General features: G+C 61.9%; 29 protein-coding genes and 1 pseudogene. 20 read left to right on the plus strand and 10 right to left on the minus strand.

Going from position 1 to position 26,674, the window contains the following annotated elements; translation table 11 throughout:
• The first annotated feature begins 251 nt into the window (after positions 1-251).
• Entirely contained in the window at positions 252-464 is a 213-nt protein-coding gene (locus tag ABVK50_RS19785) for a cold-shock protein (protein WP_165032707.1), read from the plus strand.
• 149 nt (positions 465-613) lie between these two features.
• Positions 614-1,054: a BA14K family protein gene (locus tag ABVK50_RS19790; RefSeq protein WP_353644957.1), complete on the plus strand. Its 441-nt coding sequence runs from the start codon at positions 614-616 to the stop codon at positions 1,052-1,054.
• Between the two features lie 55 nt (positions 1,055-1,109).
• On the opposite strand, the gene ABVK50_RS19795 is transcribed toward ABVK50_RS19790, so the two are convergent.
• The 3 genes from ABVK50_RS19795 to ABVK50_RS19805 all read right to left on the minus strand — a co-directional run bounded on the left by ABVK50_RS19795 (position 1,110) and on the right by ABVK50_RS19805 (position 3,195).
• On the minus strand, positions 1,110-1,754 hold the full coding sequence (locus tag ABVK50_RS19795) for an MBL fold metallo-hydrolase (protein WP_353644956.1): 645 nt from the start codon (positions 1,752-1,754) through the stop codon (positions 1,110-1,112).
• A gap of 122 nt (positions 1,755-1,876) precedes the next feature.
• The gene (locus tag ABVK50_RS19800; protein ID WP_353644955.1) at positions 1,877-2,161 is read right to left on the minus strand and encodes a hypothetical protein; all 285 of its coding nucleotides are present in this window, start codon (positions 2,159-2,161) and stop codon (positions 1,877-1,879) included.
• 140 nt (positions 2,162-2,301) lie between these two features.
• Complete coding sequence (locus ABVK50_RS19805; RefSeq protein WP_353644954.1) at positions 2,302-3,195, minus strand: branched-chain amino acid aminotransferase; 894 nt, start codon at positions 3,193-3,195, stop codon at positions 2,302-2,304.
• Positions 3,196-3,436: 241 nt separating this feature from the next.
• On the opposite strand from ABVK50_RS19805, the gene ABVK50_RS19810 reads away from it, so the two are divergent.
• From ABVK50_RS19810 to ABVK50_RS19825, 4 genes are all read left to right on the plus strand, one after another.
• Positions 3,437-3,970: a MarR family transcriptional regulator gene (locus ABVK50_RS19810; protein WP_353644953.1), complete on the plus strand. Its 534-nt coding sequence runs from the start codon at positions 3,437-3,439 to the stop codon at positions 3,968-3,970.
• Positions 3,957-4,676, plus strand: coding sequence for a response regulator transcription factor (locus ABVK50_RS19815; RefSeq protein ID WP_353644952.1), 720 nt, complete (start codon positions 3,957-3,959; stop codon positions 4,674-4,676). Before ABVK50_RS19810 ends, ABVK50_RS19815 begins: the two co-directional genes overlap by 14 nt.
• A 208-nt stretch (positions 4,677-4,884) precedes the next feature.
• Entirely contained in the window at positions 4,885-6,225 is a 1,341-nt protein-coding gene (locus ABVK50_RS19820; RefSeq protein WP_353645873.1) for an ATP-binding protein, read from the plus strand.
• A 328-nt stretch (positions 6,226-6,553) separates the two neighbouring features.
• Complete coding sequence (locus tag ABVK50_RS19825) at positions 6,554-7,573, plus strand: glycosyltransferase family 1 protein (protein WP_353645872.1); 1,020 nt, start codon at positions 6,554-6,556, stop codon at positions 7,571-7,573.
• Between the two features lie 23 nt (positions 7,574-7,596).
• Here ABVK50_RS19825 and ABVK50_RS19830 read toward each other — a convergent pair whose 3' ends face one another.
• From ABVK50_RS19830 to ABVK50_RS19845, 4 genes are all read right to left on the minus strand, one after another.
• Positions 7,597-8,646 carry a DNA topoisomerase IB gene (locus tag ABVK50_RS19830; RefSeq protein ID WP_353645871.1) on the minus strand — a complete coding sequence of 350 codons (1,050 nt, stop codon included), beginning with the start codon at positions 8,644-8,646 and terminating at the stop codon, positions 7,597-7,599.
• Positions 8,647-8,762: 116 nt separating this feature from the next.
• On the minus strand, positions 8,763-9,122 hold the full coding sequence (locus ABVK50_RS19835; protein WP_353644951.1) for a tRNA-binding protein: 360 nt from the start codon (positions 9,120-9,122) through the stop codon (positions 8,763-8,765).
• A 2-nt stretch (positions 9,123-9,124) separates the two neighbouring features.
• Positions 9,125-9,625, minus strand: coding sequence for a YbjN domain-containing protein (locus tag ABVK50_RS19840; RefSeq protein ID WP_353644950.1), 501 nt, complete (start codon positions 9,623-9,625; stop codon positions 9,125-9,127).
• Between the two features lie 321 nt (positions 9,626-9,946).
• Positions 9,947-10,264 (minus strand): accessory factor UbiK family protein, encoded by a 318-nt coding sequence (locus tag ABVK50_RS19845; protein ID WP_353644949.1) that lies wholly within the window; start codon positions 10,262-10,264, stop codon positions 9,947-9,949.
• 132 nt (positions 10,265-10,396) lie between these two features.
• Between ABVK50_RS19845 and ABVK50_RS19850 the strand changes: the two genes are divergently transcribed.
• The 7 genes from ABVK50_RS19850 (at position 10,397) to ABVK50_RS19880 (ending at position 16,807) form a co-directional block, all read left to right on the plus strand.
• The gene (locus ABVK50_RS19850; RefSeq protein WP_353644948.1) at positions 10,397-11,053 is read left to right on the plus strand and encodes an FkbM family methyltransferase; all 657 of its coding nucleotides are present in this window, start codon (positions 10,397-10,399) and stop codon (positions 11,051-11,053) included.
• Positions 11,054-11,144: 91 nt separating this feature from the next.
• Positions 11,145-11,996, plus strand: a complete 852-nt coding sequence (gene lgt, locus ABVK50_RS19855; protein WP_353644947.1) for a prolipoprotein diacylglyceryl transferase — start codon at positions 11,145-11,147, stop codon at positions 11,994-11,996.
• A complete protein-coding gene (locus ABVK50_RS19860; RefSeq protein ID WP_353644946.1) occupies positions 11,993-13,081 on the plus strand; it encodes a class I SAM-dependent methyltransferase in 1,089 nt (362 codons plus the stop codon). Before lgt ends, ABVK50_RS19860 begins: the two co-directional genes overlap by 4 nt.
• A gap of 104 nt (positions 13,082-13,185) precedes the next feature.
• Positions 13,186-13,980: a peptidoglycan editing factor PgeF gene (pgeF, locus tag ABVK50_RS19865; RefSeq protein ID WP_353644945.1), complete on the plus strand. Its 795-nt coding sequence runs from the start codon at positions 13,186-13,188 to the stop codon at positions 13,978-13,980.
• The gene (locus ABVK50_RS19870; RefSeq protein WP_353644944.1) at positions 13,980-15,131 is read left to right on the plus strand and encodes a Xaa-Pro peptidase family protein; all 1,152 of its coding nucleotides are present in this window, start codon (positions 13,980-13,982) and stop codon (positions 15,129-15,131) included. The genes pgeF and ABVK50_RS19870 overlap by 1 nt, the downstream gene beginning before the upstream one ends.
• 76 nt (positions 15,132-15,207) lie before the next feature.
• Complete coding sequence (locus tag ABVK50_RS19875; RefSeq protein ID WP_353644943.1) at positions 15,208-15,756, plus strand: hypothetical protein; 549 nt, start codon at positions 15,208-15,210, stop codon at positions 15,754-15,756.
• A 115-nt stretch (positions 15,757-15,871) separates the two neighbouring features.
• Positions 15,872-16,807 (plus strand): ribose-phosphate pyrophosphokinase, encoded by a 936-nt coding sequence (locus ABVK50_RS19880; RefSeq protein WP_353644942.1) that lies wholly within the window; start codon positions 15,872-15,874, stop codon positions 16,805-16,807.
• Between the two features lie 3 nt (positions 16,808-16,810).
• Here the strand turns inward: ABVK50_RS19880 and chrA are convergent, their stop codons facing one another.
• Entirely contained in the window at positions 16,811-18,151 is a 1,341-nt protein-coding gene (chrA, locus tag ABVK50_RS19885; protein ID WP_353644941.1) for a chromate efflux transporter, read from the minus strand.
• A 1-nt stretch (position 18,152) separates the two neighbouring features.
• A pseudogene (locus ABVK50_RS19890) lies at positions 18,153-18,952 on the minus strand (chromate resistance protein ChrB domain-containing protein).
• 262 nt (positions 18,953-19,214) lie between these two features.
• On the opposite strand from ABVK50_RS19890, the gene ABVK50_RS19895 reads away from it, so the two are divergent.
• From ABVK50_RS19895 to ABVK50_RS19925, 7 genes are all read left to right on the plus strand, one after another.
• Entirely contained in the window at positions 19,215-20,993 is a 1,779-nt protein-coding gene (locus ABVK50_RS19895) for a DEAD/DEAH box helicase (protein ID WP_353644940.1), read from the plus strand.
• Between the two features lie 406 nt (positions 20,994-21,399).
• Positions 21,400-22,038, plus strand: a complete 639-nt coding sequence (locus ABVK50_RS19900) for a 50S ribosomal protein L25/general stress protein Ctc (RefSeq protein WP_353644939.1) — start codon at positions 21,400-21,402, stop codon at positions 22,036-22,038.
• Positions 22,039-22,062: 24 nt separating this feature from the next.
• The gene (pth, locus tag ABVK50_RS19905; protein ID WP_353644938.1) at positions 22,063-22,779 is read left to right on the plus strand and encodes an aminoacyl-tRNA hydrolase; all 717 of its coding nucleotides are present in this window, start codon (positions 22,063-22,065) and stop codon (positions 22,777-22,779) included.
• Positions 22,780-22,944: 165 nt separating this feature from the next.
• Complete coding sequence (ychF, locus tag ABVK50_RS19910) at positions 22,945-24,048, plus strand: redox-regulated ATPase YchF (protein ID WP_353644937.1); 1,104 nt, start codon at positions 22,945-22,947, stop codon at positions 24,046-24,048.
• A 27-nt stretch (positions 24,049-24,075) separates the two neighbouring features.
• Entirely contained in the window at positions 24,076-25,050 is a 975-nt protein-coding gene (locus ABVK50_RS19915; protein ID WP_353644936.1) for a magnesium transporter CorA family protein, read from the plus strand.
• A 94-nt stretch (positions 25,051-25,144) separates the two neighbouring features.
• The gene (locus ABVK50_RS19920; RefSeq protein ID WP_353644935.1) at positions 25,145-25,606 is read left to right on the plus strand and encodes a MaoC family dehydratase; all 462 of its coding nucleotides are present in this window, start codon (positions 25,145-25,147) and stop codon (positions 25,604-25,606) included.
• Positions 25,603-26,073, plus strand: a complete 471-nt coding sequence (locus ABVK50_RS19925; RefSeq protein ID WP_353644934.1) for a MaoC family dehydratase — start codon at positions 25,603-25,605, stop codon at positions 26,071-26,073. Before ABVK50_RS19920 ends, ABVK50_RS19925 begins: the two co-directional genes overlap by 4 nt.
• A gap of 31 nt (positions 26,074-26,104) precedes the next feature.
• Here the strand turns inward: ABVK50_RS19925 and ABVK50_RS19930 are convergent, their stop codons facing one another.
• Positions 26,105-26,650, minus strand: a complete 546-nt coding sequence (locus ABVK50_RS19930; protein WP_353644933.1) for an adenine phosphoribosyltransferase — start codon at positions 26,648-26,650, stop codon at positions 26,105-26,107.
• Positions 26,651-26,674: the final 24 nt, after the last annotated feature.

The raw sequence follows: 26,674 nt of genomic DNA on the forward strand, positions 1-26,674 counted from the left end.
TTTTCGCCCGCAAAAGATTTGCTTGCCCCTGTCCCGAAAATGAAGGACAAATTCTGGCTTCGGGCATTTGCCGGCCCGGAGACTGGAATAGCCTGCCCGGGGTATGACAGCGAAGACTTCGGGTGGGTCGCGAAACGAGAGGGTTTCGGCAGAGCCCCGGCGCGACAAGTCTGTTTCTGCTCCTCCAGCAAACGTCCGGGACCGCGCGGATTTCGACCGCCGGACATGGACCACGCTTGGAGGGAGTTCCCATGCCGCAGACCGGCACAGTAAAATTCTTCAATCATGCCAAAGGCTTCGGCTTCATCACGCCGGATGATGGCGCCAAGGACGTTTTCGTTCACATCTCGGCCGTCCAGGCGTCGGGCCTGCCCGGCCTCGAGGATGGCCAGAAGGTGACGTTCGAGACGGAACCGGACAAGCGCGGCAAGGGCCCGAAAGCGGTCAACCTGTCGATCGGCTGACGCGCGCATTCCGAATTGCGCCGCATTTCCGCGAAATGCGGGTGCGGCGCGGCTGTCGGGTCGCGTTCAGCCTGCGTTCAGATGCCGGGGCGTATTTCCGGTTTCAACGCCTGCCCACCGCATTCGGGACAGGTGCGAAGGAGACAGACATGAACCGCATCCTCAAGACCGCCATTCTCTCGGCCGCAGTCGCCGCCACCACTTTCGCCGCCATGCCTGCCGCCAATGCCGGCGATAACTGGCGCCGCCATCACCGCGATCATTCATCCGACGGCGACCTAGTCGCTGCCGGCATCCTCGGCCTTGCCGTAGGCGCGCTCGCAGTCGGCGCCGCCAACGCCTCGCGGCCCGAATACCGCGTCTATGACGATTACGATTATCCGCGCGACCGCCGCTACTACCCGCGTGACCGCCGCTACTATCCGGTCCGGCGTGAACGCGTCTATGTCGACGAGGGCTATGCCGGCGCGCTGGAGCCCTGGACGCCGGAATGGTACCGCTACTGCGAAGACCGCTACCGCAGCTTCAACGCCCGCACCGGCACCTTTACCGGTTATGACGGCCGCAGGCATTTCTGCGTCGCCGGATAACCGCAGTTGAATACGGACGAAAAAAAGCCGGACCGTTTGCGCGGTCCGGCCTTTGTCATGTTAGGAAAGGATTGCTCAGCCTTTCCTCGCCGAACCGCCCGCCTGGCCCGTGCCCACAAATAAAGCCGATATCGTCGCCGAGCGGCAGGAGCTTTTCCTTGATCGAGGCGATCAGGCTGGCCTGGTCGCCGCCTGGAAGATCGGTGCGGCCGATCGAACCACGAAACAGCACGTCGCCGACATGGGCGAATTTGGCCGCGCGGTTGTAGAAGACGACATGGCCGGGCGCGTGCCCGGGGCAATGCAGCACCTCGAAGACATGCCCATCGAAGGAAACTCGTTCGCCTTCGTCCAGGAAACGGTCAGGAATGCAGTTGCGCACGCCGCCGCCTGTCAGGCCGAACCGCTTCGCCTGGTTTTCGATATTGTCGAGCAGCGGTTTGTCGGCCTCATGCGGCCCGATGATATCGACGCCTAGCGCTTCCTTCAGGTCCATCGCCCCGCCGGCATGGTCGATATGGCCGTGGGTCAGCCAGATCGCCGTGACGGTGATGTTGTTGTCGGCAAGCGCCGCGAGAATGCGGTCGACATCGCCGCCCGGATCGACCACGACGCCCTGCTTGCTGTCGGTGTCGAACAGGATCGTGCAGTTCTGCTCGAATGGCGTGACCGGAACGATGCCGGCATTCAACTGACCCATGTCTTTCCTCTCGCTGGCCCGCCTCCATTTAGGCGAGACACGCCGCCCCGTCCATGATATCCGCTGGTCAAACAAAAACGGGCGGCTTTTGGGCCGCCCGTTTGCAATTTCTTTCCTGGCGCTCAGCGCTTGTTCATCGCGCCCATCACGGCGCCGACGATCGCCGTCAAAACGCCGCCGCCGACAAGCCCGCCGACCGCATCGCCCAACACACCAGTCAAGGCGCCGGACACGTTAGGATCGCTAAGGACGCTCGCGAGAATCTGTCCACCGCCAATACCGCCGACTACACCCGAAATCACCTTGGTCACTGTACTCATCGCCGCCTGCTTCAGCGCGGCTCCTGCTCCGAGCCCGCCAATGGCGCCGGTCACTGCCTGTACGATGATCGGAAGAAGCGCTTCCATGTAGTTTCCCTCCAACGATAACCGACCTCCGCGAGTCGGTGCGCTCATCAGAGACGGAATTATACGAAAGTCAAATGAGCTACCGCTGAAATGAAACAGGCGGCCCGAAGACCGCCCGTGGAAATAGCATGAACGCCGGCCTATTCCGCGGCAATAGCGTGCTTGGGCTGAACGGCCGCGGAATAGTCGTTCATCAGCGTCTTGGTGATCTCGCCCACCTCGAAGCGGTATGGTCCGATCTCCGAAACAGGCGTGACTTCGGCTGCCGTCCCCGTCAGGAAGCACTGCTCGAAGCCGTCCAGTTCTTCCGGCATGATGACGCGCTCCACCACTTCCAATCCGCGCGCCCGTGCCAGATCGATGACGGTCTTGCGCGTGATGCCGTTGAGGAAGCAATCCGGATCCGGCGTATGGATCTTGCCGTCCTTGACAAAAAATATGTTCGCGCCGGTGGCTTCCGCGACATAGCCGCGCCAGTCGAACATCATGGCGTCGGCATAGCCCTTGGCCTCGGCGGCATGCTTGGACAGTGTGCAGATCATGTAGAGCCCGGCGGCCTTGGCGCGCGACGGCGCGGTGCGCGGATCAGGCCGGCGGTATTCGGCTATATCGAGCCGGATCCCCTTGAGCTTCTGCGCCGGGTCGAAATAGCTTGGCCACTGCCAGATCGCTATGGCGCAGTTGATGCGGTTGTTCTGCGCCGAAACGCCCATCTGCTCGCTGCCGCGCCAGGCGATCGGCCGCACATAAGCGTCGCGAAAGCCCTGCTTCTTGAGCAGTTCCCGGCAAGCGTCGTCGATTTCGGCGACCGAATAGGGAATCCTGAAGCCGAGGATGCGCGCCGATTCGTGCAGGCGCTCGGTGTGCTCGGTCAGCTTGAAGATCTCGCCGCCATAGGCACGTTCGCCTTCAAATACGGCGCTGGCGTAGTGAAGGCCATGCGTCAGAACATGGATCTTGGCGTCCCCCCAGTTGACGAATTCGCCATTCATCCAGATGAAGCCTTCGAGTTGATCGAAAGGAACGGATGCCATCATAACCTCCCGCGGGTCTTCGCCCGCACGTCGTTATCAATTTCGGCCGGCTTCGCAGCAACGGCCGCTGCCATGAAGAGTAGGCGTATATGAAAGCCAAGGCAAACTCAGGAAGTTCCAGGAAAAACCACGCTAGCTCGCCTTTTCGTTCGCAATCCGCCGAAAAGCTTGGCAAAAATTACCAACAGTGGAAAAATATGTCAACATGGCTGACATAAATTTGAGAGTTCTTCGAAAACCCATGGCAGACAGCACCGGCGCGAACGCCAAACCCATCAGGACGGCCCTCTCCGGCGAGGACGGCATCGATCTCGCCATCATCGAGCTGTTCTTTTTCGCGTATCGCGACTTCACCTCCGATCCCGATCTGATTCTTGCAAAGTATGGTTTCGGACGGGCCCATCACCGCGTGCTCTACTTCGTCAACCGCAAGCCGGGCCTGACCGTCGCCGAACTGCTCGACGTTCTGAAGATCACCAAGCAGAGCTTGGCGCGCGTGCTTAAGCAACTGATCGACAGCGGCCATGTCACACAGGTCCAGGGCCCGCGCGACCGGCGTCAGCGCGAATTATATCCCACCGCGCGAGGCAGGACGCTGGCGCTGGCGCTGGCCCGGCCACAGTCGCGCCGCATCCGTGCCGCATTGGAAAGCTCTACAACCACCGAGCGCGAAGGAATCGAGCGATTTCTTAAGGCGATGGTAAACCCGGAATTGCGCGCCCAAATCGACAATTTGCCGGGCAACATGCCAGGGGAAGACCATGGAAAGCAATGAACTGGCCAACAATTCGGCAGCGCCGGATGATGACGCACCACACCTGCTCGTCGTCGACGACGATACCCGCATCCGCAATCTTTTGAAGCAGTATCTGACAGAAAACGGCTTTCGGATTACCGTCGCCGGTAATGCCGGCGAGGCCAGGCGACAGCTTGCCGGCCTCGATTTCGACCTGCTGATCGTCGATGTCATGATGCCGGGCGAGAACGGCGTGGACCTGACGAAATCCCTGAGGGCGGAAAAACCTGTTCCCATTTTGATGCTGACGGCGCTGTCGGAAACCGACAGCAGAATTGCCGGCCTTGAGGCCGGCGCCGACGACTACCTGCCGAAGCCATTCGACCCGCGCGAACTCATCCTTCGCATCAACAACATCCTGCGCCGTGGGGGGCCGGCGGCGACGCCGAAGGTCGAGCAACTGGTTTTCGGTCCTTATACGTTCCAGATCGCGCGGCGCGAACTGAAGAAGGGCGGCGAGCCGCTCAAGCTCACCGACCGGGAACAGGATATCCTGGCGATATTCGCCGCGCGCGCTGGGGAAACCATCCCGCGCCACGAATTGGTGGCCGGCGAGGCCGATGTCGGCGAGCGCACGATCGACGTGCAGATCAACAGGCTCAGGCGCAAGATTGAACGTGACCCCGCCAACCCCGTCTGGTTGCAGACGGTGCGCGGCATCGGCTACAGGCTGAGCGTCGAATAGCCAAATACGGCGCCGGCCGACCGCCCCGACGGGGCGCGGCTTGCCCTGCTGGCGGTCTTTCGCTTTCGGAACCATCTTGTGTGGAATAGACTGCCGCCAGATGGCGCTAGGCGGACCGCGTCGGCAGGAATGATAAATGGCGACTTCCGAAGTGGATCGGACGGAAAATGACGGCTTCGCAGCCAAGGTGCTGCGCATTGCCGCCTCGATCCCAAAAGGCTGGAAAAGGTTCTGGCGGCTGGTCTCGTTCTATCTGCCCAAGCGGCTCTATGCACGGTCGCTGATCATCATCATCACGCCGATGATCCTGCTGCAGTCCGTGGTGACGCTGGTGTTCATGGAACGCCATTGGCAGACGGTGACACAGCGGCTTTCCACCGCCGTCACCCGCGATATTGCGGCAATCATCGACATGATCGAAACCTATCCGCAGGGCGACAACTACGCCGACGTGATCCGTATCGCTCAGGAGCGGCTGCGGCTGAAGATCGACATTCTTCCACCCGACCCGCTCCCGCCGCCCGGGCCCAAGCCGTTCTTTTCGATCCTCGACCAGATTCTTTCGGCGGAAATCACCGACCAGATCGATCGTCCGTTCTGGATCGACACGGTGGGGGCCTCCGATGTGGTCGAGGTACGCATCCAACTCGAAGATAAAGTGCTGCGGGTTTTTGTGCGCCGCAGCCAAGCCTACGCCTCCAACACCCACATCTTCATCGTCTGGATGGTCGGCACATCGCTTGTGCTTCTGATGATTGCCATCCCGTTCCTGCGCAACCAAATCAAGCCGATCCTGCAGCTTGCCGAGGCGGCCGAGAGCTTCGGCAAGGGCCGGCCCATGCCGCGCAATTTCCGCCCTCGCGGAGCCGAGGAAGTGCGGCGCGCGGGTTTCGCCTTCATACAGATGCGCGAGCGCATCGAGCGCCAGATCGAGCAGCGCACCGCTATGCTGACCGGGGTGAGCCACGATCTGCGCACCATCCTAACGCGGTTCAAGCTACAGCTTGCGCTGAGCGGGGCGAAGGCGGATACCGAGGCGCTCAACCAGGACGTCAATGATATGCAGGCGATGCTGGAGGGCTACCTGTCCTTCGCGCGCGGCGAAGCGCTCGAGGATCCCGGCCGGTTCGACCTGACCGATTATTTCGAGAAACTCTCCGAGGAAGCCAAGCTGCGCAAGCGCACGCTGACGACCTCGCTGACCGGCGACCCGGACATTCATGTCCGTCCCAACGCATTCAACCGCTTGCTGTCCAATGTCGTGGGCAACGCATTCCGTTACGCGAAAAACGTCCGCGTCAGCGCCACCCACACACGCGGTTCACTGACCATGATCATTGACGATGACGGCCCCGGCGTGCCCGCCGAAAGCAGAGAGGACGTGTTCAAGCCGTTCATGCGGTTGGATGCAGCGCGTAACCTCGATGCCAGCGGCACCGGCCTCGGCCTGTCCATTGCCCGCGATATAGCTCGCAGCCATGGTGGCGATATAACCCTGGAGGACAGCCCGATGGGCGGACTCAGGGTCATAGTTCGGGTGCCGGCGTAGGATTATTGGCAATTCGGACACGGCAGGGCGCAATGCCCGGTGCCGCGCCGTTTTCGCCAGCTGCGCCGGTTACCCGCCTGATGGTTACGTTTAGAAGATCTTGTTGTGGCGATCGGCGGGATAAACACCCCAAGCGTCCGCTCGTCATGTCAAGCGAGCGGAGATGAATCCGCGGTAAAGCTTGCCCGCCGGATCGGCCAATTCATTCTCCCGTCATGAAGCGGTGTTGAAACGCCGCCATGCGGAACGAGGGGCCGGCGATTCGATGTCCGGAAGCATGGATCGGCTGGCAACCAAGAAGCTCGGGGTGGAAAAGCTGCCCGCGAAGTTGCGGATCATGCTGGTCACCGACGCCTGGCACCCGCAGATCAACGGCGTCGTGCGCACGCTGGACAGGCTTGCACAGGAGCTCGCCGCCGGCGGCCATGCGGTCGAGTTGGTGACTTCGGCCGGCTTCCGCACCATCCCGTTGCCCTCCTACTCCGACATCCGGTTGGCGCTGACCACGCCGCGCCAGATCGCACGCCGCATCGGCGCGGCAAATCCCGACCACGTCCATATCGCGACGGAAGGGCCGCTCGGCTTTTTGGCTCGGCGCTTTTGCCTCACCAGGGGCGTCAGCTTCACGACGAGCTACCACACTCGGTTTCCAGAATATCTTCGCGCCCGCCTTCCCATCCCCGAGAGCTGGACCTATCGCTGGCTGCGGCGCTTCCACAATGCGGGCGCCGGAACGCTGGTCGCAACCCCTTCGCTTGCCGCCGAACTGACGCAACGCGGCTTCACCAATGTGCGGCTCTGGACGCGTGGCGTCGACACGCAGACCTATCGCCCAGACCGCCGGCCGGCGCTCGACCTGCCGCGGCCGATCCTGCTTTCGGTGGGCCGAGTAGCTGTGGAGAAGAACTTGTCGGCATTTCTCGATCTCGATCTGCCGGGCAGTAAGGTGGTGGTCGGCGATGGACCGGCGCTTCCCACGTTGAAGGCACAGTACCCAGATGCGGTCTTTCTCGGCACCCGCACCGGCGAAGAGCTTGCCGACATCTATGCATCTGCCGATCTGTTCGTGTTCCCCAGCCGGACCGACACGTTCGGCATCGTTCTTCTGGAGGCATTGGCGAGTGGCCTGCCGGTCGCCGCCTATCCGGTGACAGGCCCTCTCGATGTGCTCGGCGACGGGCTAGGCGGAGCACTTTCCGAAGATCTCAGCCAGGCGATTCGGACGGCACTCGCAATCCCACGCGGCGACGCCCGAGCAAAGGCGATGTGCTACAGTTGGTCGTCATGCGCGGCGCTGTTCCTGCGCCACATACGCGCCGCACATGGCGAGGTGGAGATACCGTTGTAGGGCGTCGGCCGACTGCAGCATCGTTATCCAATGCCGTTTCCGGCGTTGGAAAGCCATTTCCGCACCAGGGTCTCTTCTTCGTCCAGTCCGTCGATCGGTTTGCGCAACGATCGCCTGACGGCCGCCATCTCGTCGGCGAGCCGCCCCTCCGACCAGCGTTCCATGACCAACGGATGGATATAACAATTGCGGCACACAGTCCGGGTGTTGCCGAGCCGAGCCGCCACGCGGTCAACGATTTCGTTGGTCACCCGCGCGGCCGCCGACTTGGTGTCGGGAACCGGCGTGGCGGCAAAGAGCGAGACCGCGCAGATCGTGCCGCCCCAGGTGCGGAAATGCTTGGAACTGAAGTCCGAGCCGCTTGCCTCCCGAATATATGCGTTCACATCCTGTGAGTGCACGACACTGCGCCCGCCATCCGCGGTTTTGTACTGGAAGAGTTGCTGGCCCGGCAGATCCTGCGCGCCGCGCACGATTTTGGCGATGCGCCGGTCGACAAGCCTGAGATTCCATTCCTTGCCCGACTTGCCCTTGAAGGCGAACCGTATCTCGGAGCCATTGATCTCGACGTGGCGGTCGCGCAGCGTCGTCAGCCCGAAGCTCTTGTTATCGCGTGCGTAAGCGCTGTTGCCGATGCGGATCATCGTGTTGTCGAGCAACCAGATGATGGATGCGATCACACGCTCCGGCGGCAAGCCGGGCCTCTTCAGATCGGTATCGACGCGGGCGCGCAGCCGCGGCAAAGCCTTCGCGAAGTCCACAAGGCTTGAATATTTGACTTCGTCGCGGCAGGCGGACCAGCGCGGATGATAACGATACTGCTTGCGCCCGCGTTGATCGCGGCCGGTGGCCTGGAGGTGACCATTCTCGACCGGCGAAATCCAGACGTCGGTCCATGCCGGCGGGATCGCCAGGCTCTTGATCCGGGCGAGCGCCTCGGGGTCGGAGAGTCGCTCGCCTTCGGGCGTCGTATAGGAAAAGCCCTTGCCCGCTCGCCGACGCCGAATGCCCGGCTCCTCGTCGCTGACATAGACGAGCGAAGCGCTTCGCGCGGAAGCCGCCGGTTCGGGCATTATCTTTTTCGGGGTGCTTTCCTGGGACAGATCCAGCACGGGCTACTCCGCCGGAATGAACGACGGATGATTAAGCAATCAGCCGCGCCTAAGTTCCAGCGATTGCAAAATGCAATTCAGAAGAGCCTGCCGCCGTCCGGCACCCTGCGTTCGATTGCACCCAGAACGACCTCGCCATCCTCGTCCGGAAATCCGAGCGTCAGGACTTCAGACAGGAACTTGCCGATCTGGCGCGGCGGGAAATTGACCACGGCAAACACCTGCCGCCCCACCAGCGTCTCCGGACTGTAGTATTTGGTGATCTGCGCAGAGGATTTCTTGGCGCCGATCTCCGGACCGAAGTCGATCTTCAGCTTGATCGCCGGCTTGCGGGCTTCCGGATAGGGTTCGGCTTCCACGATCGTGCCGGCGCGGATGTCGACGCGATCGAAATCGGCAAAGCTGATCTCGGGCTTTCGCCCGCCTGCTGCAGTCATGATCAGGCGGTGCCGAATGTCTCGAACAAGACGCCGGCCAACGCGTCCTTGGCCGAGGTGCCCGACCAGACGACGAACTGAAAAGCCTGGAAATAGCATTCGCAGGCCTCCAACGCCGAGGACAGCAGCACCTCGACCTGCTGACTGGACGGCTCCACACCGCCGGCGAGCAGCAGCGACTGACGGAACATGATCGCCCCCTCTTGCTCCCATAGGTCAAAATGACCGAACAGCATCTGCTCGTTGATCAGCGACAGGAGCCGCATGATTTCCAGCGTCCGGCTCTCCGGCACCTTGATGTCGAAAGCGCAGGCCAGGTGCAGGGCCTCGAAATCCTCCATCCACGAAAAAGAGACATGATAGTCGGTCCAGCTTCCCGCAACCGAGATCGATATTTCATCGTCGCCCGTGCGTTCGAACGCCCAGTCGTTGTGGCTCGCGACATGCTCGATCACATCCACCGGGTGGATTTCGCGAGCAAACTCGAGTTCGAGAAGTTCCATGAAATGCTTCCTGTCGTTACGGGAGCGCCCCGCGCGCTCCGCGGGAAAGGCACACACGACGAACAAAATTCGCGAACTCAGACTGGCAGGACGGTATGGCGCAACAGACCCCAAGCCGGAGCCCCGCCGCCCGGCGCATGATCCGGCTCCGAATCATGCAACAAATTCAGTCTATTGATGCGGAGTCGCGTGACCAGCCCCTTTTTGCGCAGTGCGGCATAAGGGTGTGGAAAGTGGCTGTCATAAAGATTCACGCAAGCCGGATAAGCGATTCAGCGCAAAGCGCTTTTCCGGATCAGGCTTTGTGGAAAAGTTAAAGAATTATTTTTTTGGCTTGGCCTTGGAAACAGTCGGAGAAACCACATCCGCGGCTTTCGCACCCGAAAGCTCTGCTATGCGGACCTCCAGCGCATCTATGCGCGCGGCAAGGCGCTTGGCCTCGGCGCGCGACTTGATGGCCATTTCGCGCATCGCCTCGAACTCTTCGCGCTGCACGACATCCATCGAATTCAGGATTTTTTCGGCTTGGCCCTTGAACGCCGTCTCGACTTCGCGCCTGACGCCCTGCGCCGCACCCGCGGCATCTGTCACCAGTTTTGCAAATTCATCGAGTATGCGGTTCGGTCCGGTCGTCGACATGGCAAAAACCTCGTGGCGTCTCGTTTGAAGTAATGGCGCGCAGCAATGAATGCAAGATCGGACGATGCGGGAGCGCTTTGGCCAGGTCAGCGCGCACGTTGCGTGGGTCGCAATATGTGTCATAAGGGCGCCATGCGTATAGAAAGCGACTTAGAACATTGGATCCGGTGGCATCTCTACAGGAAGCGGAAGAACTCCGGGAGGAGCGGCGCGCTCCGCGAGTTCCACGAATATCTTCGCAAATTGCCCGCGGGCTCGGTCTGCGTTGATTGTGGAGCAAATCTCGGCAATATTACCTATCTGATGCGTCGCAAAGGGTCCCGTGTCATCGCCTTCGAGCCGGACCCGGTCGCTGTCAAAATCCTCAAGCGCCGTTTCACCAATGACCCCGGCATAACGATAATCGAAAAGGCGGTTGGCGGCGCAAATCGAAAGGCGATGTTTTATCAACGGCCGGACGTAGCTGGAGACATCAAGCATACTAAGGGGTCGTCTCTCATCAAAAAGAGAGCGCATCTCGATGTCGCCGTAGCCGAAGTGGATGTGATCGACCTGCCTGAGTTCATCGTGAGCCTTGGTGATCCCGTGGCGTTGCTCAAAGTCGATATAGAGGGCGCCGAGGCCGAGCTTTTGGAAGCGCTATTGCATAAAGGAGTTCATCGAAGCATTGGCCAAATCTACGTCGAAACGCATGAACGTTTCTCGCCCGAACTTGCCAGGCGTATCGCAGACATCCGGCGCCAGATTCAGGTCGAGAAAATCACCAACATCAATTTGGATTGGACGTGAGGGACGAAATTCGACCGAACAGGGTTGGTAGCACTGGGCGCGAGATAGCCTTCGTTCCTCCGCGCAAATTACCTCCAGTCCGGAGTTCCGTTTGACCGATTATCTGCTCCTGCCGCTTGCTGCGCTGCCATTTCCGAACATTGATCCGGTCATCGTCCAGATCGGACCCTTGGCTATTCATTGGTATGGCCTCGCCTATATCGTCGGCATCCTCTTCGCTTACTGGTACGCCAAGCGGCTGGTGACCAATTCCCGGCTTTGGGCCGGTGGCGAGTTGCCGATGAAACCGGAGGACCTCGACGATTTTCTGGTGTGGGCCGCTATCGGCGTGGTGGTGGGCGGCCGCGTCGGTTACATATTGTTCTACGATTTCGCGCGTTATCTGGCCAACCCGTTGGATATGTTGGCAGTCTGGCAGGGCGGCATGTCGTTTCATGGCGGCTTTGCCGGAACCACGCTCGCCATGATCCTGTTCGCCCGTTCGCGCGGCATCAGTGTGTGGAGCTTGTTCGATGTCGTAGCCGCAGGCGCGCCGGTGGCACTCGGACTCGTTCGCGGCACCAACTTCATCAACTCCGAACTTTGGGGCAGGCCGACCGACGTCCCCTGGGCGTTTGTATTCCCGAATGGCGGACCGCTGGCGCGCCATCCAAGCCAACTCTATGAGGCGGCGCTGGAAGGGCTTTTGCTATTCCTTTTGCTGCGCCTGCTCACCCATTCGCTGCTCAAGCTGAAGACGCCGGGCTTCGTCGCCGGCGCGTTCGTCGCCGGTTACGGCGCGTCGCGCATCTTCGTCGAATTTTTCCGCGAGCCGGACCAGCATATCGGCTATTTGCTCGGCGACTGGCTGACCATGGGCATGGTGTTGTCGACCCCGATGGTCATTGCCGGAATCTGGATGATGGCGAGGGCGAAAAGGACCGCCGCGCCAAGCCCGGCATGACGCGGCTGAAGGAGCGAATTGCAGCTCTAATCCAGGTCAGTGGACCGATCAGCGTCGCCGAGTACATGGCGCTCTGCCTGTTCGATCCCGAGGACGGCTACTACACCAATCGCGAGCCGTTCGGCGTCGAAGGCGATTTCGTCACCGCACCCGAAATCAGCCAGATGTTCGGCGAACTGGTCGGCGTATGGCTGCGAGCCGCGTGGGACGCGATCGGGCAGCCATTGCCGGTGACCGTTGCGGAGATCGGCCCCGGGCGCGGCACGCTGATGAAGGATGTGTTGCGCACGCTTTCAAGGCTTGGCCCCGGATTCTCAGTCGAAGCCGATTTCGCGATGATCGAAACAAGCCCGAGACTTGTCGAGATCCAGAAGGAGACGCTCGGACCGGTCGGCGCCGGCGCCCAGTGGCACGCTTCCGTCGACAGTCTCGCCCCGCAGCCACTGCTCATTGTCGGCAACGAACTCTTCGACGCCGTTCCGATCCGCCAGTATGTCCGTGCCGGCGGCAAATGGCGCGAGCGAGCGGTTGGTCTTGATGAAGCCGGCGGCCTGACCTTTGTGGCGGGAGCCGGCGCGCCGGATCCGTTCCTGCTGCCGCCGGATGCCGACAGCGCGCCCGAGGGCGCTGTCATCGAGCTTTCCCCGGCTCGAACCGCGCTGATGGAGACGATAACCGAGCGTATCGCCGGCCATGGCGGAGCCGGCCTGTTCTTCGATTATGGCTACACCTCGCCTGCACTCGGCGACACGCTGCAGGCTCTCCGAAAGCACGAATATGACGACGTGCTCGCCCACCCTGGCGGCGCAGACCTGACCGCACATGTCGATTTTGCCGCTCTTGCCGCAGTTGCACGTCAACGCGGTCTTGACGCTCATATCATGACCCAGGGCGATTTCCTGCTGGCGATGGGATTGCTTGAGCGCGCCGGGCGTCTCGGCGCAGATGCTGGCCTTGCGACGCGCGAGCGCCTGTCCGGCGAGGTCGAGCGTCTTGCCGGCCCCGACCAGATGGGAAACCTGTTCAAGGTGCTCGCCATCACGCCGCGCGCGACTGCCGTTCCACCCTTCGTTCCTTCGGATTGACTCGGCAAATCCCCTGCCCCACTGTCCCGCCACGGGAGCGCGGACCGGCGGACAAGGGCGAATTTGCCTTGACGCCATGGTCTTCGGAGACAACAAGGCGGAGCATGATAACCGACTCGAAGCCGGAGCCGCTCCGGTCACCTTTGCTTGCAAAGGCGGAAGCACAAGGCATCCGCCACGGCTTTTTCACCCGCGTCGGCGGCGTTTCTGAAGGCATTTACCGGGGCCTCAACATCGGCGTTGGTTCGAACGACGATCCGGCACGAGTGCGGGAAAATCGCCGCCGCGTGGCCGAGTGGATGGGTGTCACGCCGGATTCGCTGCTGTCGGTCTATCAGGTCCATTCGCCGGACGTAATCGTCGCCACCGGCCCCTTTCCCGACCCGCGGCCGCAGGCCGACGCTATCGTGACCGACCGGCCCGGGCTGGCGCTCGGCGCTTCCTCGGCCGATTGCGGGCCGGTGCTGTTTGCCGACCCCGAGGCGCGTGTGATCGGCGCGGCCCACGCCGGATGGAAGGGGGCGCTCGCCGGAGTGCTCGAAAACACGGTCGACGCCATGGAGAAATTGGGCGCCATGCGCGAACGCATCGTCGCCGTGCTCGGCCCTTCTATCGGACCCGACAATTACGAAGTCGGAGCCGAGTTCGTCGCGCGATTCGCCGAAGCTAACAGGGATAACGAAAAATATTTCAGGCCGTCTCGTAACGGCGGCCACTCGATGTTCGACCTCAACGGCTATACGCTCGACCGGCTACGCAAGGCAGGCGTTGCGGCGGAAGGCCTCGACCGCTGCACCTATGCCGAGGAGGACCTTTTCTATTCCTATCGCCGCACCACCCACCGTAGGGAGGCCGATTACGGCAGGCAGATTTCGGCAATCGTTCTGGAGGAGATTTGATGGCGCTGCATTTTGAACGATCGGAATTCGACGCGCGCCGCGACCGGCTGATGATCGAGATGGCCGAAAAGAAGCTCGACGCCATTCTGCTGTTCGCGCAGGAAAGCATGTACTGGCTGACTGGTTACGACACGTTCGGCTTCTGCTTCTTCCAATGCCTCGTTCTGAAGGCGGACGGCTCGATGGTGCTCCTGACCCGGTCGGCCGACCTGCGCCAGGCGCGTCACACATCCACGATCGAAAACATCGTCGTTTGGACCGACCGCGCCGACGCCAATCCGGCGCTCGACCTGCGCAATCTGCTGAACGAACTGGACCTCCTGGGCGCGCGCATCGGCGTGGAATACGACACCCACGGCCTAACCGCCTTCAACGGCCGCCGGCTCGACGAGCAATTGCAGACATTCGGCCAGATCGCCGATGCCTCCGGCATCGTCCAGCGCCTGCGCCTGTTCAAGAGTCCGGCCGAAATCAGGAAGGCGGAAAAGGCGGCCAATCTCGCCGACGACGCATTCGATGCGGCCCTGGGATTGATCAAGCAGGGCGCAGACGAAGGCGCAATACTGGCCGCAATGCAGAGCGCGATCTTTGCCGGCGGCGGAGATTATCCCGCCAACGAGTTCATCATCGGATCGGGCGCCGATGCGCTGCTCTGCCGCTACAAAGCCGGTCGCCGCAAGCTCCTGAAGAACGATCAGTTGACGCTCGAATGGGCCGGTGTGTTCCACCACTACCACGCAGCAATGATGCGCACGGTTCTCACCGGCCGGGTGTCGAAGCGACATCAGGAACTGTTCGACGCCTCGCGTGACGCGCTCATGGCCGTCGAGAAGGCGATGACACCGGGCAATACCTTCGGCGACGTTTTCGACGCGCATGCGCGGACGCTGGAGGCGCACGGCCTGACGAAGCACCGGCTCAACGCCTGCGGCTATTCACTGGGCGCGCGCTTCACGCCGTCATGGATGGATATGCCGATGTTCTACCAGGGCAACCCGGAGCCAATAGCGCCGAACATGACGCTGTTTGCCCATATGATCATAATGGACTCTGAGACCGAGACAGCGATGACGCTCGGCCGCACCTATCTGACGACGGATTCGCAGCCAAGGCCGCTTTCGCGCCATGATCTCGACTTGATCGTGAAGTGAATCCGGAATGCGAAAGGGATTTCCGCTTGGCGCGAGGGGCGCAGAGAGGTTCGGGAGAATGAGACGTTTGCCGTTAATGGCCGTGTCATTGCTCGCGGCTGCCGCATTGTCGGCTTGCACCAGCACCCAGGACGTCCTGGAGCCTTCCGCCATCGCCGCGCAGCCGCCTGCCCAGGGCGACGCCGCTCCGTTGCAGCCGGCCACCACGGCCACGCCGGGCGCATCGGCGACGCCAACCCAGAACGCCGCGGTCACGACTAATGCCCGCATCCAGTTCGCTCCGATCGTCGGCACCTCCGTCGAGGCCGCGACGGCGCTATCCGAGCGGCTGTCCACCCGTGCCCGCGAGCGCGGCGTCATGCTCGCCCGCAGCAACGACCCAGCGACAACGCATGTGCTGAAAGGCTATTTCACGCCGCTTGCCGAGGGTAAGGAAACCACCGTCATCTATGTCTGGGATGTCTACGATCCCGCCGGAAACCGGGTTCATCGCATCACCGGGCAGCAAAAAGCGCCATCCAGCGGCGGTGACGGCTGGTCGTCTGTTTCCTCGTCAACCATGCAGACAATCGCCGATGCGACAATAGACCAGTTGGTCACATGGCTTTCGGCGCGCACCGGCTGATCACAGGAATGCGATCAACCAATTCTATGGATTGTCGGCCGAAAACGCATCCCGGCGCTTGCAATAGCAGCGAGGGCCGCTAAAAGCCGCCTCATATTCCTACCAGGAACGGTGTATGAAACTCTTCGCGGGCAATTCCAACCGGGTGCTGGCCGAAGCGGTCGCCCGCTATCTCAATGTACCGATCGGCAAAGCCAGCGTGCGGCGCTTCGCCGACCAGGAAATTTTCGTCGAGATCCAGGAGAATGTCCGCGGCGAGGATGTCTTCATCCTGCAGTCGACCTCGTTCCCGACCAACGATCATCTGATGGAACTTCTCATCATGATCGACGCGTTCATGCGCTCATCGGCGCGCCGCATCACCGCCGTCATTCCGTATTTCGGCTATGCGCGGCAGGATCGCCGAGCCTCCGGCCGCACGCCGATCTCGGCGAAGCTGGTCGCGAACATGATCACCCGCGCCGGCGTCGACCGCGTGCTGACACTCGATCTGCACGCCGGCCAGATCCAGGGCTTTTTCGACATCCCGACCGACAATCTGTTCGCAGTCCCGGTGATGGCGCGCGACGTCAAGGCCAAGTACAAGCAGCTCGCCAACGTCATGGTCGTCTCGCCGGATGTCGGCGGCGTGGTTCGCGCCCGTGCGCTTGCCAAGCGCATCGATGCGCAGTTGGCGATCGTCGACAAGCGCCGCGAACGCCCAGGCGAGTCGGAAGTGATGAACGTCATCGGCGATGTTCGCGGCAAGGATTGCCTGCTGATCGACGATATCGTCGATTCCGGCGGCACGCTGTGCAACGCCGCCGACGCACTTCTCGCCAACGGCGCCACCAGTGTCACCGCCTACATCACCCACGCCGTACTGTCCGGCGGCGCTGCCGCCCGCATTGCGGCATCGAAGCTCCAGGAACTGGTTATCACGGATTCGATCCAGCCGACCTCCGCAATAGAGGCGGCACACAACATCCGCGTCGTATCCATCGCCGATCTCATCGGCGAAGCGATCTCCCGGACGGCCACCGAGGAATCGGTCTCGAGCCTGTTCGACTGAGACCTATACCAGCGTCCAGATCATTCCGGCCAACGCGGCCGCGACGAGTACGGCGATCATGTTCCGGTGATAGCGGATGAGCGCGATGCCGGCAGCAATGGCTATGGCCGCCGCCGCCAGGTCGATCGTGGCGAGATCAGGCTTCGGCAGAACAAACGGCCCGATTACCCATTCGCCCACATGTGCAAAAAGCACATGCAGCGCGAACCAGACTGCGAGATTGGCGATGATGCCGACGACTGCGGCGGTGACGGCCGACAGTGCGCTGGCAAGCCAGCGCACATTGCGCACCGTTTCGACATAGGGCGCACCGACGAAAATCCACAAAAAACACGGCACGAAGGTGAACCACAGCGTTACCGCCGCGCCCAGTACGCCGCCGGTCAGAGCATCGAGGCCGGAGAGACGGGCGCCGCCCAGAAAGCCGACAAACACCAGCACCAGGATCAACGGACCAGGCGTGGTCTCCGCGAGCCCGAGGCCGGTCAGCATTTCGTCCGGCCGAAGCCAGCCGTAAACCTCCACCGCCTGCTGCGCCACATAGGCCAGCACCGCGTAGGCGCCTCCAAAGGTGACGGTCGCCATTGTCGAGAAAAACGAAGCTTCGACGGCAAAGACGTTGGCGCTGCCGAGGGCTGCGTGGAGCGCGAACAGCGGGACGAACCAGATCGCCAGCCAAACCGCGAGAGTGGCGAGGAACCTCCTCCAGTTCGGCCGCGCCCACTCCGGCATTTCGATTCGCATATGCAGTTCGCTGGCCGCGGTTTTTGCATTGGCCTCGGCCAGGGCGCCCGCTTTGTCGAGGAAGACGCCGATCAGCGCGGCGGCTGCAATGATCAGCGGAAACGGCAGTTTCAGAAACGCGATTGCAATGAAGGCCGCTACGGCCAGCGCCACCATTGTCCAATTCTTGAGCGCACGTTTCGAGACCTTGATCAGCGCTTCCAGCACCACGGCTAGCACCGCCGCCTTCAATCCGAACAGCATACCCTGCACCAGGGGCACGTCGCCGACGGTCAGGTAAAGCGCGGAGAGAAGCGCAATGACGACCGCGCCGGGCAGGACGAAAAGCAGGCCGGCGACAAGTCCGCCCCGCACCCCGTGAAGGAGCCAGCCGGCATAGGTCGCCAATTGCATGGCCTCGGGGCCGGGCAGCAGCATGCAGTAGTTCAGCGCATGCAGGAAGCGCGGCTCGTCCAGCCAGCGTTTCTCGTCGACGAGAATGCGATGCATCAGCGCGATCTGCCCGGCCGGCCCGCCAAACGACAGAAGGCCGATCTTGGCGAAAGTTTTCGTTGCTTCCGAAAATGACGGGCCGGCGTGCCGGCGTGCTTGAATATCCATTCTACGCCGCCTTCATCGGCCAATTGTGCGTTTCCCGCGTGGCATGGCGACACCAGCCATAGAGCGCGTCATAGATCAACATGCCCTTTTCCAATTGCGCCAAATCGTCCGGTTCGACCGCCGAAAGCCCGAGCGAGATCGCCAGAAGCCCGGCTGCCTGCGGCTCCAGATCAAGGCTTGCCGTATCGGCCCCGCGAACGATCCTTGCAAGGCAGAATCGGTCAGGCCGAACTCGGAAATTAGCGTATCGAACGTGCACTCCGCGCCCCGATGCGAATAGTGCACATCCTTTACGTCGTAGGGAATCCCGCCGATCTCTTCGGCGACATCCTTGACCCATTCCGCTGCCACGAAATGGAACACCGCAAACGGATCGATGAAGCGGCGGACCAGCCACGGACAGGCAATGCGATCGATCTTCGGCCTTTCCCTGGTCACCCAGACGCTCGGGCCGACAGCGACGTCCACGCCCGGCCCACTACGCGTAACCATGACGCCGCCGGCCTCCTCATAGGCTTCCATGCCGCCCTCCAACATCGCGACATCTGCGCCGTCCGCCGCCAGCCGTGAGGCGGCAAGTTCGCTGACATTGTGACCGTGAATGCAGTAGACGACGATCCGGCGGCCGTCGGCAAAATCTGGAAGCCATTCGGCGGTCCTCAGATGGTCGCGCCAGACCGCGCCGGCGATACGCCTGCCGGCATTCGTGAAAACGCTTTGGCGCCTCACGTCGACGATATGAGGAAGCCGGCTGGTGCCGGTCAACGCAACAAGTTCCTGGGCCGAGATTCTTCGAGGCATGGTTTTCCTCCGCATAAACAAGCGAAGGCGGAACTTGGGCCGAAGCCTCAGCGGGGAGTCCACCCATGCCCCCGATATCAGGACCTTAGCTCCGCCGGTGAGCATGTTCAATGGGCGTTTTAAAGGCGAACGTTATAGCCGCACCCCTCGCTGGCGGCCTTGCCGGTCCCTGCCCAACTCTTTAGGGAGGGGCCTTGACTGTCTGATTGCGCACCCTGCTCCAATTTGAGCCGCCGCGACACTTGCGATGAAAGTTCGTTCCATGACCGATTTCGACACGATGGCGCCGCCGCTGAAGGCTGCGCTCGCGGCCCGTGGCTACGACAGGCTGACACCCGTGCAAAGCGCAATGCTCGGCGCGGAAGCACAAAGCGCCGACCTGCTCGTCTCGGCGCAGACCGGCTCGGGCAAGACGGTAGCGTTCGGCATCGCGATCGCGCCTACGCTTCTGGCCGGCTCGCCGCGATTTGGTCCGGCCGGTCTGCCGCTGGCGCTGATCGTTGCACCGACGCGCGAACTCGCCATGCAGGTGCGCCGCGAATTCGAGTGGCTCTATCGCGAGACGGGAGCGCGCATCGGCTCCTGCGTCGGCGGCATGGATATGCGCACCGAGCGCCGGGCGCTGGCCGATGGCGCGCATATCGTGGTCGGCACACCCGGTCGACTACGCGACCACATCACGCGCGGTTCGCTCGATATTTCGGAACTCCGCGCCGTCGTGCTCGACGAGGCCGACGAGATGCTCGATCTGGGTTTCCGCGACGATCTCGAATTCATTCTCGCCGCCGCGCCCGACGAGCGGCGGACGCTGATGTTTTCCGCCACGGTTCCCAATCCGATCGCGCAGTTGGCAAAGCGCTTCCAGCGCGATGCGCTGCGGATCACGGCCACGGGCGAAAGCAGCCAGCATAGCGACATCGAATACCAGCAGATCCTGGTAGCGCCGGCCGACCGCGAAAACGCCATCATCAACACGCTGCTGTTTTTCGATTCACAGAACACCATCATCTTTTGCCATACCCGCGAGGCGGTGAAGCATCTGGCAAGCCGTCTTGGCAATCGCGGCTTTCCTGTCGTGGCGCTGTCGGGCGAACTCAGCCAGGCCGAGCGCACCAACGCGCTGCAATCGATGCGCGACGGGCGCGCCCGCGTTTGCGTCGCGACCGACGTCGCCGCCCGCGGCATCGACCTGCCCAATCTCGATCTTGTCATCCATGCCGACATGCCGACCAATCCCGACACGCTTCTGCATCGCAGCGGGCGCACCGGTCGCGCCGGCCGCAAGGGCACCTGCACGCTGATCGTGCCCTATCATCGGCGCAATGCCGCGGCGCGCGTGCTGAAACTTGCCAAGCTCACGGCACGGACCGTTCCCGCGCCGAGCGCGAGCGATATCGAAAGGCACAACAAGGAGCGCATTCTCGAAGACCCGGCCCTAGCGGTGACGCCGGGCGACGACGAGATCGCATTCGTCAGGGAACTGATGAACGCCCACAGCGCCGAGCATATCGCCGCAGCCTATCTCCGCCTTCAATTAGCGGCACGCCCTGCCCCGGAAGAACTCCTCGACGCACCTTCGAGCTTCGTCGAGCGGGGTCAGCGCGAGCCTCGCCCGGAAAGCGCGCCACGGGACCGAAGCGATTTCACAAACGGCGTGTGGTTTCGCATCTCGGTGGGCCGCAAGCATCGCGCCGAGCCGCGCTGGCTTCTGCCGATGATCTGCAAGGCCGGCCACGTCACCAAACGCGCCGTCGGCTCGATCAAGATTCTCGATACCGAAAGCCAGTTCGAGATCTCCGGCGACAAGGCGGAAAGCTTCTGGGCGGCGGTCAGGGAAAACGGAACGGGCGAAAAGGGCGTCACCATTCAACGTCTCGATGGCAAGGCCCCGTTCAGAACCGAGCCTTCCAACGAAGCCGCGCCACCTTCGTGGAACAGCACGAAAAAGGGCAAGTTCAAACCGAAGAGCAAGCCACGGCCGGAGGCTTCGACCGGCGCACCTCCGCCAAAGAAAGCCAAGAAGAAGCGGCCGAAGCCGTAACTTCGCAGATTGTCAGGCCTTATACGGCAAGCACGACTTCGGTGCGCGAAGGCTGCAATTTCAGGGAAATTGGGGGGAATGGACCGACGATCGCTGGGCGGGGGGCTTGGGGTCGCGACCGCCGGTCCGTGCCCACGTTGAAGCTTCAACAACAAACGTCAGCGGCTTGAAACGCGCAGCCTCCAAGAAGGTTCCCGTCGTCCGATAAATTTTTTCGTTGGTCCGAACAGAGGCCGGAATTCTACACAACTTGCGCTCCGGAACGCCTTCGGCTATAGAGCCGCCACCCGCGTAGACACCCTTGGAGGCAACGCGGCGGAAGGCCGCCTCATCCGGCGGCTTTCGACGTTTGGGGACCGGGCAAGCGCCCGCCGCAGACGCTCCAGTAAACCCGAAAGGAAATGCCATGAGCCACGACACTTACGAGCTCAAGGCCGAAGCACGCGAACAGGTCGGTAAGGGGTCCGCCCGTGAAGTTCGCCGCAACGGCAAAGTGCCTGCAGTCATCTACGGCGACAAGCAGCCTCCCCTGGCGATCGCCCTGTCTTATAAGGACATCTATTACAAGATTCATGGCGGCGGCTTTCTGACCACCATCGCCACGATCGACGTCGGCGGCAAGAAGGTCCAGGTCCTGCCCAAGGACTATCAGCTCGACCCCGTCCGCGACTTCCCGATGCATGTGGATTTCCTGCGCATCGGCAAGGACACCGAGGTCAACGTCAACGTGCCGGTCCACTTCATCAATGAAGAGAAGTCGCCCGGCATCAAGCGCGGCGGCGTGCTGAACATCGTGCGCCACGAAGTCGAATTCCACTGCCCGGCCAATGCGATCCCCGATTCCATCACGGTCGATCTCACCGGCACCGATATTGGCGATTCGATCCACATTTCGGCGGTCAAGTTGCCGGCAGGCATCAAGCCGGTCATCTCCGATCGCGACTTCACCATCGCGACCGTCGCAAGTTCCTCGGCCATGAAGCCGGAAGCCGCCGAAGAGGCGGCCCCCGAAGCCGAAGAAGAAGAAGCGGCCGAAGAGGAATAATCTCGCAATCCGGAGGCCGAAGCCGTGCGTCTCTTTGCTGGTCTTGGCAATCCGGGTGCGAAATACGCCAATCACCGGCACAATGTCGGCTTCATGGCGGCGGACGCGATCGCCCGCCGCCATGATTTTTCGCCCTGGTCGAAAAAGTTCCATGGCCTTGTCGCCGAAGGAAATCTCGGCGGCGAAAGAGTCATCCTCATCAAGCCCCAGACATTCATGAACCTGTCCGGCCAATCCGTCGGAGAGGCGATGCGGTTCTACAAACTGACACCGGCCGATCTCACGGTATTCTATGATGAACTCGATCTGGCGGCCGGCAAGGTGCGCGTGAAGGTCGGCGGCGGCGCCGGAGGGCACAACGGCATCCGCTCGCTCGACCAACATATCGGCAAGGACTACCGCCGCGTGCGCATCGGCATCGGCCATCCCGGCGTCAAGGAACTGGTTTCACCGCACGTACTGGGCGACTTCGCCAAATCCGACAAGGTGTGGCTGGAGCCGCTGCTTGACGCAATCGCGGGCAGTGCCGAACTCCTGGTCAAACGCGACGATTCGAGTTTCATGAACAAAGTCAGCCTTGCCGCTGCCGGCGGCGACAAGGCGAAGCCGGAGCCGGACCGCCCTGCCCCGAAACAACAAAGCCATATACGCCAGGCGCGGCAGCAGGCCCCCTCCGTGAAGGCTCCAGATACAGGGCCGATGGCCGCGATGCTGAGAAAGCTCTTCGGCAGCAAGAAGTAGTTGCCCGTGTCGGCGCTCCGATGATCGAGCGCTTTGCGCTTGAAGATGCCATCGCATCAGCAGAGCGCGCCGATAACGAATCCGAACAATCCAAGGGTTGACGATCGTCAACCCTTTCGCCCATAGCCCTGATCAAATCTTCTCATCCCGCTAGGACGTCAAACCATGGGTTTCAAATGTGGCATCGTTGGCTTGCCCAATGTCGGCAAATCGACGCTTTTCAACGCATTGACGCGGACGGCCGCCGCGCAGGCGGCCAATTATCCGTTCTGCACCATTGAGCCCAACACCGGCGAGGTCGCGGTGCCCGATCCCCGCCTGCAGAAGCTCGCTGCCGCCGGCAAATCGAAGGAGATCATCCCGACCCGCATTTCCTTCGTCGACATTGCCGGTCTGGTGCGCGGCGCTTCCAAGGGCGAAGGCCTCGGAAACCAGTTCCTCGCCAACATCCGCGAGGTCGATGCAATCGTGCATGTGCTGCGCTGTTTCGAGGATGACGACATCACCCATGTCGAGGGCAGGATCGATCCTGTCGCCGACGCCGAGACGGTAGAGACCGAACTGATGCTTGCCGACCTCGAAAGCCTTGAGCGCCGCATCGTCCAGTTCCGCAAGCGCGCCAGCGGCAAGGACAAGGAAGCGCTGACCGTGCTGCCGATGATGGAGCAGGCTTTGGCGCTGCTGCAGGACGGCAAGCCCACGCGCATCCTGCTCGACGGGATCGCGGCCGAGGATCTGGCCATCCTGCAAGGCCTCAATCTCCTTACCTCGCACCCGGTCCTCTATGTCTGCAACGTATCCGAGGCGGATGCCGCAACGGGCAACGAGCATACCCGCGCTGTCGAGAAAATGGCAGCCGGCCAGGGCGCGCGCGCCGTCGTCATTTCGGCGGCGATTGAAGCCGAAGTGGCGCAACTCGCCGACGATGAAGCCAAGGAATTCCTGGCCGATCTCGGCCTGGAGGAGCCGGGCTTGGATAAGCTCATCCGCGCCGGCTACGAGTTGCTGCAACTCATCACCTTCTTCACTGTGGGGCCGAAGGAGACGCGCGCCTGGACCGTCCACAAGGGCGCCAAGGCGCCACAGGCGGCCGGAGTCATTCACACCGATTTCGAACGCGGCTTCATCCGCGCGCAGACCATCGCCTATAATGATTTCGTGACGCTCGGCGGCGAAGTGGCGGCGAAGGAAGCCGGCAAGGCGCGCGACGAGGGCAAGGAATATGTCGTGCAGGACGGCGACGTCATGCTGTTCAAGTTTAACACCTGACGATCCGACCAGGCGGGAGAACGGACGATGATCAAGGCGTTCGTCGTGGACAAGGACCGGCTGCGCGTCGCCGGCGATCTTCTCGCCCACAAGGGAGAGGTCGTCTGGGCGGACCTCCTTAATCCTACGAAGGAGGAAGAAAAGACGATCGAGGACTGGATCGGCATCGGCATCCCCACGCGCGAGGAGATGGAAGAAATCGAAATCTCGTCGCGCCTTTACACGGAAAAGGGCGCGTTCTTCATGACCGCGACACTGCCCGCCCATGCCGACGGCGACCGCCCCGTAATGTCGCCGGTAACGTTTGTGCTCTCCGAAAACCGGCTGATCACCATCCGTTATCACGAGCCGCGGGCCTTCCAGACCTTTCCGATGCGCGCCGAAAAGGCCGACACCGGCTGCACCAGCGGCGAAACGATCCTGATCGCCTTGCTGGAGGCGATAGTGGACCGCCTCGCAGATGTACTCGAGCGCGCCAGCCGAGAGGTCGTCGAGATCTCGCACGACATTTTCCATCCCGCCGAAAAGAAAGCGTCGAAGCGCGACCGCAGCTTTCAGATCGTTTTGCGCCGGATCGGACGCAAGGAAGACCTCGTGTCCAAGATCCAGGATAGCCTGCTGACGCTGCAGCGCCTGTCCGGTTTCCTCGGGCAGGCGACGGTGCAGCGAGGGAGCGACAAAGATTTGCGCGGCAGGGTGAAGACGCTGTCGCGAGACGTGGAATCGCTTTCGGACCACGCCACGTTCCTATCGCAGAAGATCACGTTCCTCCTCGATGCGACGCTCGGAATGATCAATATCGAGCAGAACGCCATCATCAAGATCGTCTCCGTCGCCGCGGTCGTGTTCCTGCCGCCAACACTGGTCGCTTCGGTCTACGGCATGAATTTCGACGTCATGCCCGAATTGAAATGGTTGCTGGGCTATCCTTTCGCGCTGGCGCTCATGGTCGTGTCGGCGGTTCTTCCCTTCTGGTACTTCAAGCGCCGCGGCTGGCTTTAAGCCATTTCTGGCTCAACCTTTTTTCGGAGATCTGCTTGCCGCCCCGAGCCGATCCCGCCATCATGTAAGTTCAAACCTGAACAGGATTTTGGGCATGACAGCCAAGAAATGGGCCTATGAGGATTTCCGTGAGGGCGTCGCCGTCGACCTTGGCTCAAAACTCGTGACCGCCGAAGAGATCATCGCATTCGCGGGCGAGTTCGACGCCCAACCCATGCATCTCGACGAGGAGGCTGGAAAAGCAAGTATCCTCGGCGGTCTGTCGGCCTCGGGCTGGCACACATGCGCGATATTCATGCGCATGATGTGCGATGCCTTTCTGCTCGATTCGACGTCACAGGGCGCGCCGGGCATCGAATACGTCCGTTGGAAAAAGCCCATTCTTGCCGGCGACACGCTTACCGGCCGCAGCACTGTCCTCGCCAGGCGTGTTTCGAAATCGCGTCCCAGCCTGGGCTTCGTCACCTGCCGCCACGAGCTCTTCAACCAGAGGGGCGAGCAGGTGTTCGAACTCGAAAACACCGGAATGTTCCTGAAACGCGAGGCCGCCGCATGACGCTCGACGAATTTTTCGGCATCGGCGTGACCACCACGCTCGGCTCGCACAAATTCGAGGCGGAAGCCATCAAGGCGTTCGCCAGGAAATACGATCCGCAGCCGTTCCATGTCGACGAGATCGCTGCGAAGAACAGCGTCTTCGGAGGCCTTTGCGCATCCGGCTGGCATACCGCCGCGACCTGGATGAAATACAATCTGGCCACGCGGATGGAGACGGAAGGCAGGCGGTGGGAAGGTCCTGGGCCGCTGCCGGTATTCGGCCCCTCACCCGGCTTCAAGAACCTGAAATGGCTCAAGCCGGTCTATGCCGGCGAGACCGTCAGCTTCACTCGCACAGGCGTTAGCCACCGTCCCATCACTTCGCGTCCGGGCTGGCGGCTCCTGACCATCCGCGCCGACGCGTTCGATTCAACCGGCGACAAGGTGCTGGAGTTCGAAAGCGCCGTTCTGGTACAGGTGGGCTGAAGGCTGGCTGACTGTGACTCGCCGCCGGAAGTCAGTGGCCTTCGTACGCGATCAGTGTCCTGACAGGTACATCCAGCGCCTCCAGCTTCCTGCGCCCGCCAAGTTCCGGTAGGTCGATAATGAAGCAGGCTGCAACGATGTCCGCGCCCATCTGGCGCAGCAGCCTGACGGCGCCGTCTGCCGTGCCGCCGGTGGCGATCAGGTCGTCGACGAGGATCACCTTTTCGCCAGCCACCACAGCGTCCTTGTGCATTTCCATCTCGTCCAGCCCGTATTCCAGGCTGTAGGCGACGCGGACGGTCTCGTGCGGCAGCTTTCCCTTCTTGCGGATCGGGATGAAGCCCGAAGAGAGTTGGTGCGCGATGGCGCCGCCGAGGATGAACCCACGCGCCTCGATGCCGGCGACCTTGTCGATCTTGGTTCCGGCATAGGGATGCACCAGCTCATCGATGGCGCGGCGGAACGCTCGCGCATTGCCAAGGAGTGTCGTGATGTCGCGAAACATGATCCCCGGTTTCGGATAATCCGGAATGGTGCGGATCGCCGAGAGGAGCGTGTCTTCGAGTGAGGATTTCATGGCAGGGATTCCGTTGCGGTCTAG

Source organism: Mesorhizobium sp. WSM2240, from assembly GCF_040438645.1.
GTDB lineage: Bacteria > Pseudomonadota > Alphaproteobacteria > Rhizobiales > Rhizobiaceae > Allomesorhizobium.

What these genes read in the sequence shown, in the direction of transcription:
- ABVK50_RS19785 (WP_165032707.1), top strand. Translation starts at nt 252, where the DNA reads ATGCCGCAGACCGGCACAGTAAAATTCTTCAATCATGCCAAAGGCTTC.
- ABVK50_RS19790 (WP_353644957.1), top strand. Translation starts at nt 614, where the DNA reads ATGAACCGCATCCTCAAGACCGCCATTCTCTCGGCCGCAGTCGCCGCC.
- ABVK50_RS19795 (WP_353644956.1), bottom strand. Translation starts at nt 1,754, where the DNA reads ATGGGTCAGTTGAATGCCGGCATCGTTCCGGTCACGCCATTCGAGCAG.
- ABVK50_RS19800 (WP_353644955.1), bottom strand. Translation starts at nt 2,161, where the DNA reads ATGGAAGCGCTTCTTCCGATCATCGTACAGGCAGTGACCGGCGCCATT.
- ABVK50_RS19805 (WP_353644954.1), bottom strand. Translation starts at nt 3,195, where the DNA reads ATGGCATCCGTTCCTTTCGATCAACTCGAAGGCTTCATCTGGATGAAT.
- ABVK50_RS19810 (WP_353644953.1), top strand. Translation starts at nt 3,437, where the DNA reads ATGGCAGACAGCACCGGCGCGAACGCCAAACCCATCAGGACGGCCCTC.
- ABVK50_RS19815 (WP_353644952.1), top strand. Translation starts at nt 3,957, where the DNA reads ATGGAAAGCAATGAACTGGCCAACAATTCGGCAGCGCCGGATGATGAC.
- ABVK50_RS19830 (WP_353645871.1), bottom strand. Translation starts at nt 8,646, where the DNA reads ATGCCCGAACCGGCGGCTTCCGCGCGAAGCGCTTCGCTCGTCTATGTC.
- ABVK50_RS19835 (WP_353644951.1), bottom strand. Translation starts at nt 9,122, where the DNA reads ATGACTGCAGCAGGCGGGCGAAAGCCCGAGATCAGCTTTGCCGATTTC.
- ABVK50_RS19840 (WP_353644950.1), bottom strand. Translation starts at nt 9,625, where the DNA reads ATGGAACTTCTCGAACTCGAGTTTGCTCGCGAAATCCACCCGGTGGAT.
- ABVK50_RS19845 (WP_353644949.1), bottom strand. Translation starts at nt 10,264, where the DNA reads ATGTCGACGACCGGACCGAACCGCATACTCGATGAATTTGCAAAACTG.
- ABVK50_RS19850 (WP_353644948.1), top strand. Translation starts at nt 10,397, where the DNA reads ATGCGTATAGAAAGCGACTTAGAACATTGGATCCGGTGGCATCTCTAC.
- ABVK50_RS19860 (WP_353644946.1), top strand. Translation starts at nt 11,993, where the DNA reads ATGACGCGGCTGAAGGAGCGAATTGCAGCTCTAATCCAGGTCAGTGGA.
- pgeF (WP_353644945.1), top strand. Translation starts at nt 13,186, where the DNA reads ATGATAACCGACTCGAAGCCGGAGCCGCTCCGGTCACCTTTGCTTGCA.
- ABVK50_RS19870 (WP_353644944.1), top strand. Translation starts at nt 13,980, where the DNA reads ATGGCGCTGCATTTTGAACGATCGGAATTCGACGCGCGCCGCGACCGG.
- ABVK50_RS19875 (WP_353644943.1), top strand. Translation starts at nt 15,208, where the DNA reads ATGGCCGTGTCATTGCTCGCGGCTGCCGCATTGTCGGCTTGCACCAGC.
- ABVK50_RS19880 (WP_353644942.1), top strand. Translation starts at nt 15,872, where the DNA reads ATGAAACTCTTCGCGGGCAATTCCAACCGGGTGCTGGCCGAAGCGGTC.
- chrA (WP_353644941.1), bottom strand. Translation starts at nt 18,151, where the DNA reads ATGGATATTCAAGCACGCCGGCACGCCGGCCCGTCATTTTCGGAAGCA.
- ABVK50_RS19895 (WP_353644940.1), top strand. Translation starts at nt 19,215, where the DNA reads ATGACCGATTTCGACACGATGGCGCCGCCGCTGAAGGCTGCGCTCGCG.
- ABVK50_RS19900 (WP_353644939.1), top strand. Translation starts at nt 21,400, where the DNA reads ATGAGCCACGACACTTACGAGCTCAAGGCCGAAGCACGCGAACAGGTC.
- ychF (WP_353644937.1), top strand. Translation starts at nt 22,945, where the DNA reads ATGGGTTTCAAATGTGGCATCGTTGGCTTGCCCAATGTCGGCAAATCG.
- ABVK50_RS19915 (WP_353644936.1), top strand. Translation starts at nt 24,076, where the DNA reads ATGATCAAGGCGTTCGTCGTGGACAAGGACCGGCTGCGCGTCGCCGGC.
- ABVK50_RS19920 (WP_353644935.1), top strand. Translation starts at nt 25,145, where the DNA reads ATGACAGCCAAGAAATGGGCCTATGAGGATTTCCGTGAGGGCGTCGCC.
- ABVK50_RS19925 (WP_353644934.1), top strand. Translation starts at nt 25,603, where the DNA reads ATGACGCTCGACGAATTTTTCGGCATCGGCGTGACCACCACGCTCGGC.
- ABVK50_RS19930 (WP_353644933.1), bottom strand. Translation starts at nt 26,650, where the DNA reads ATGAAATCCTCACTCGAAGACACGCTCCTCTCGGCGATCCGCACCATT.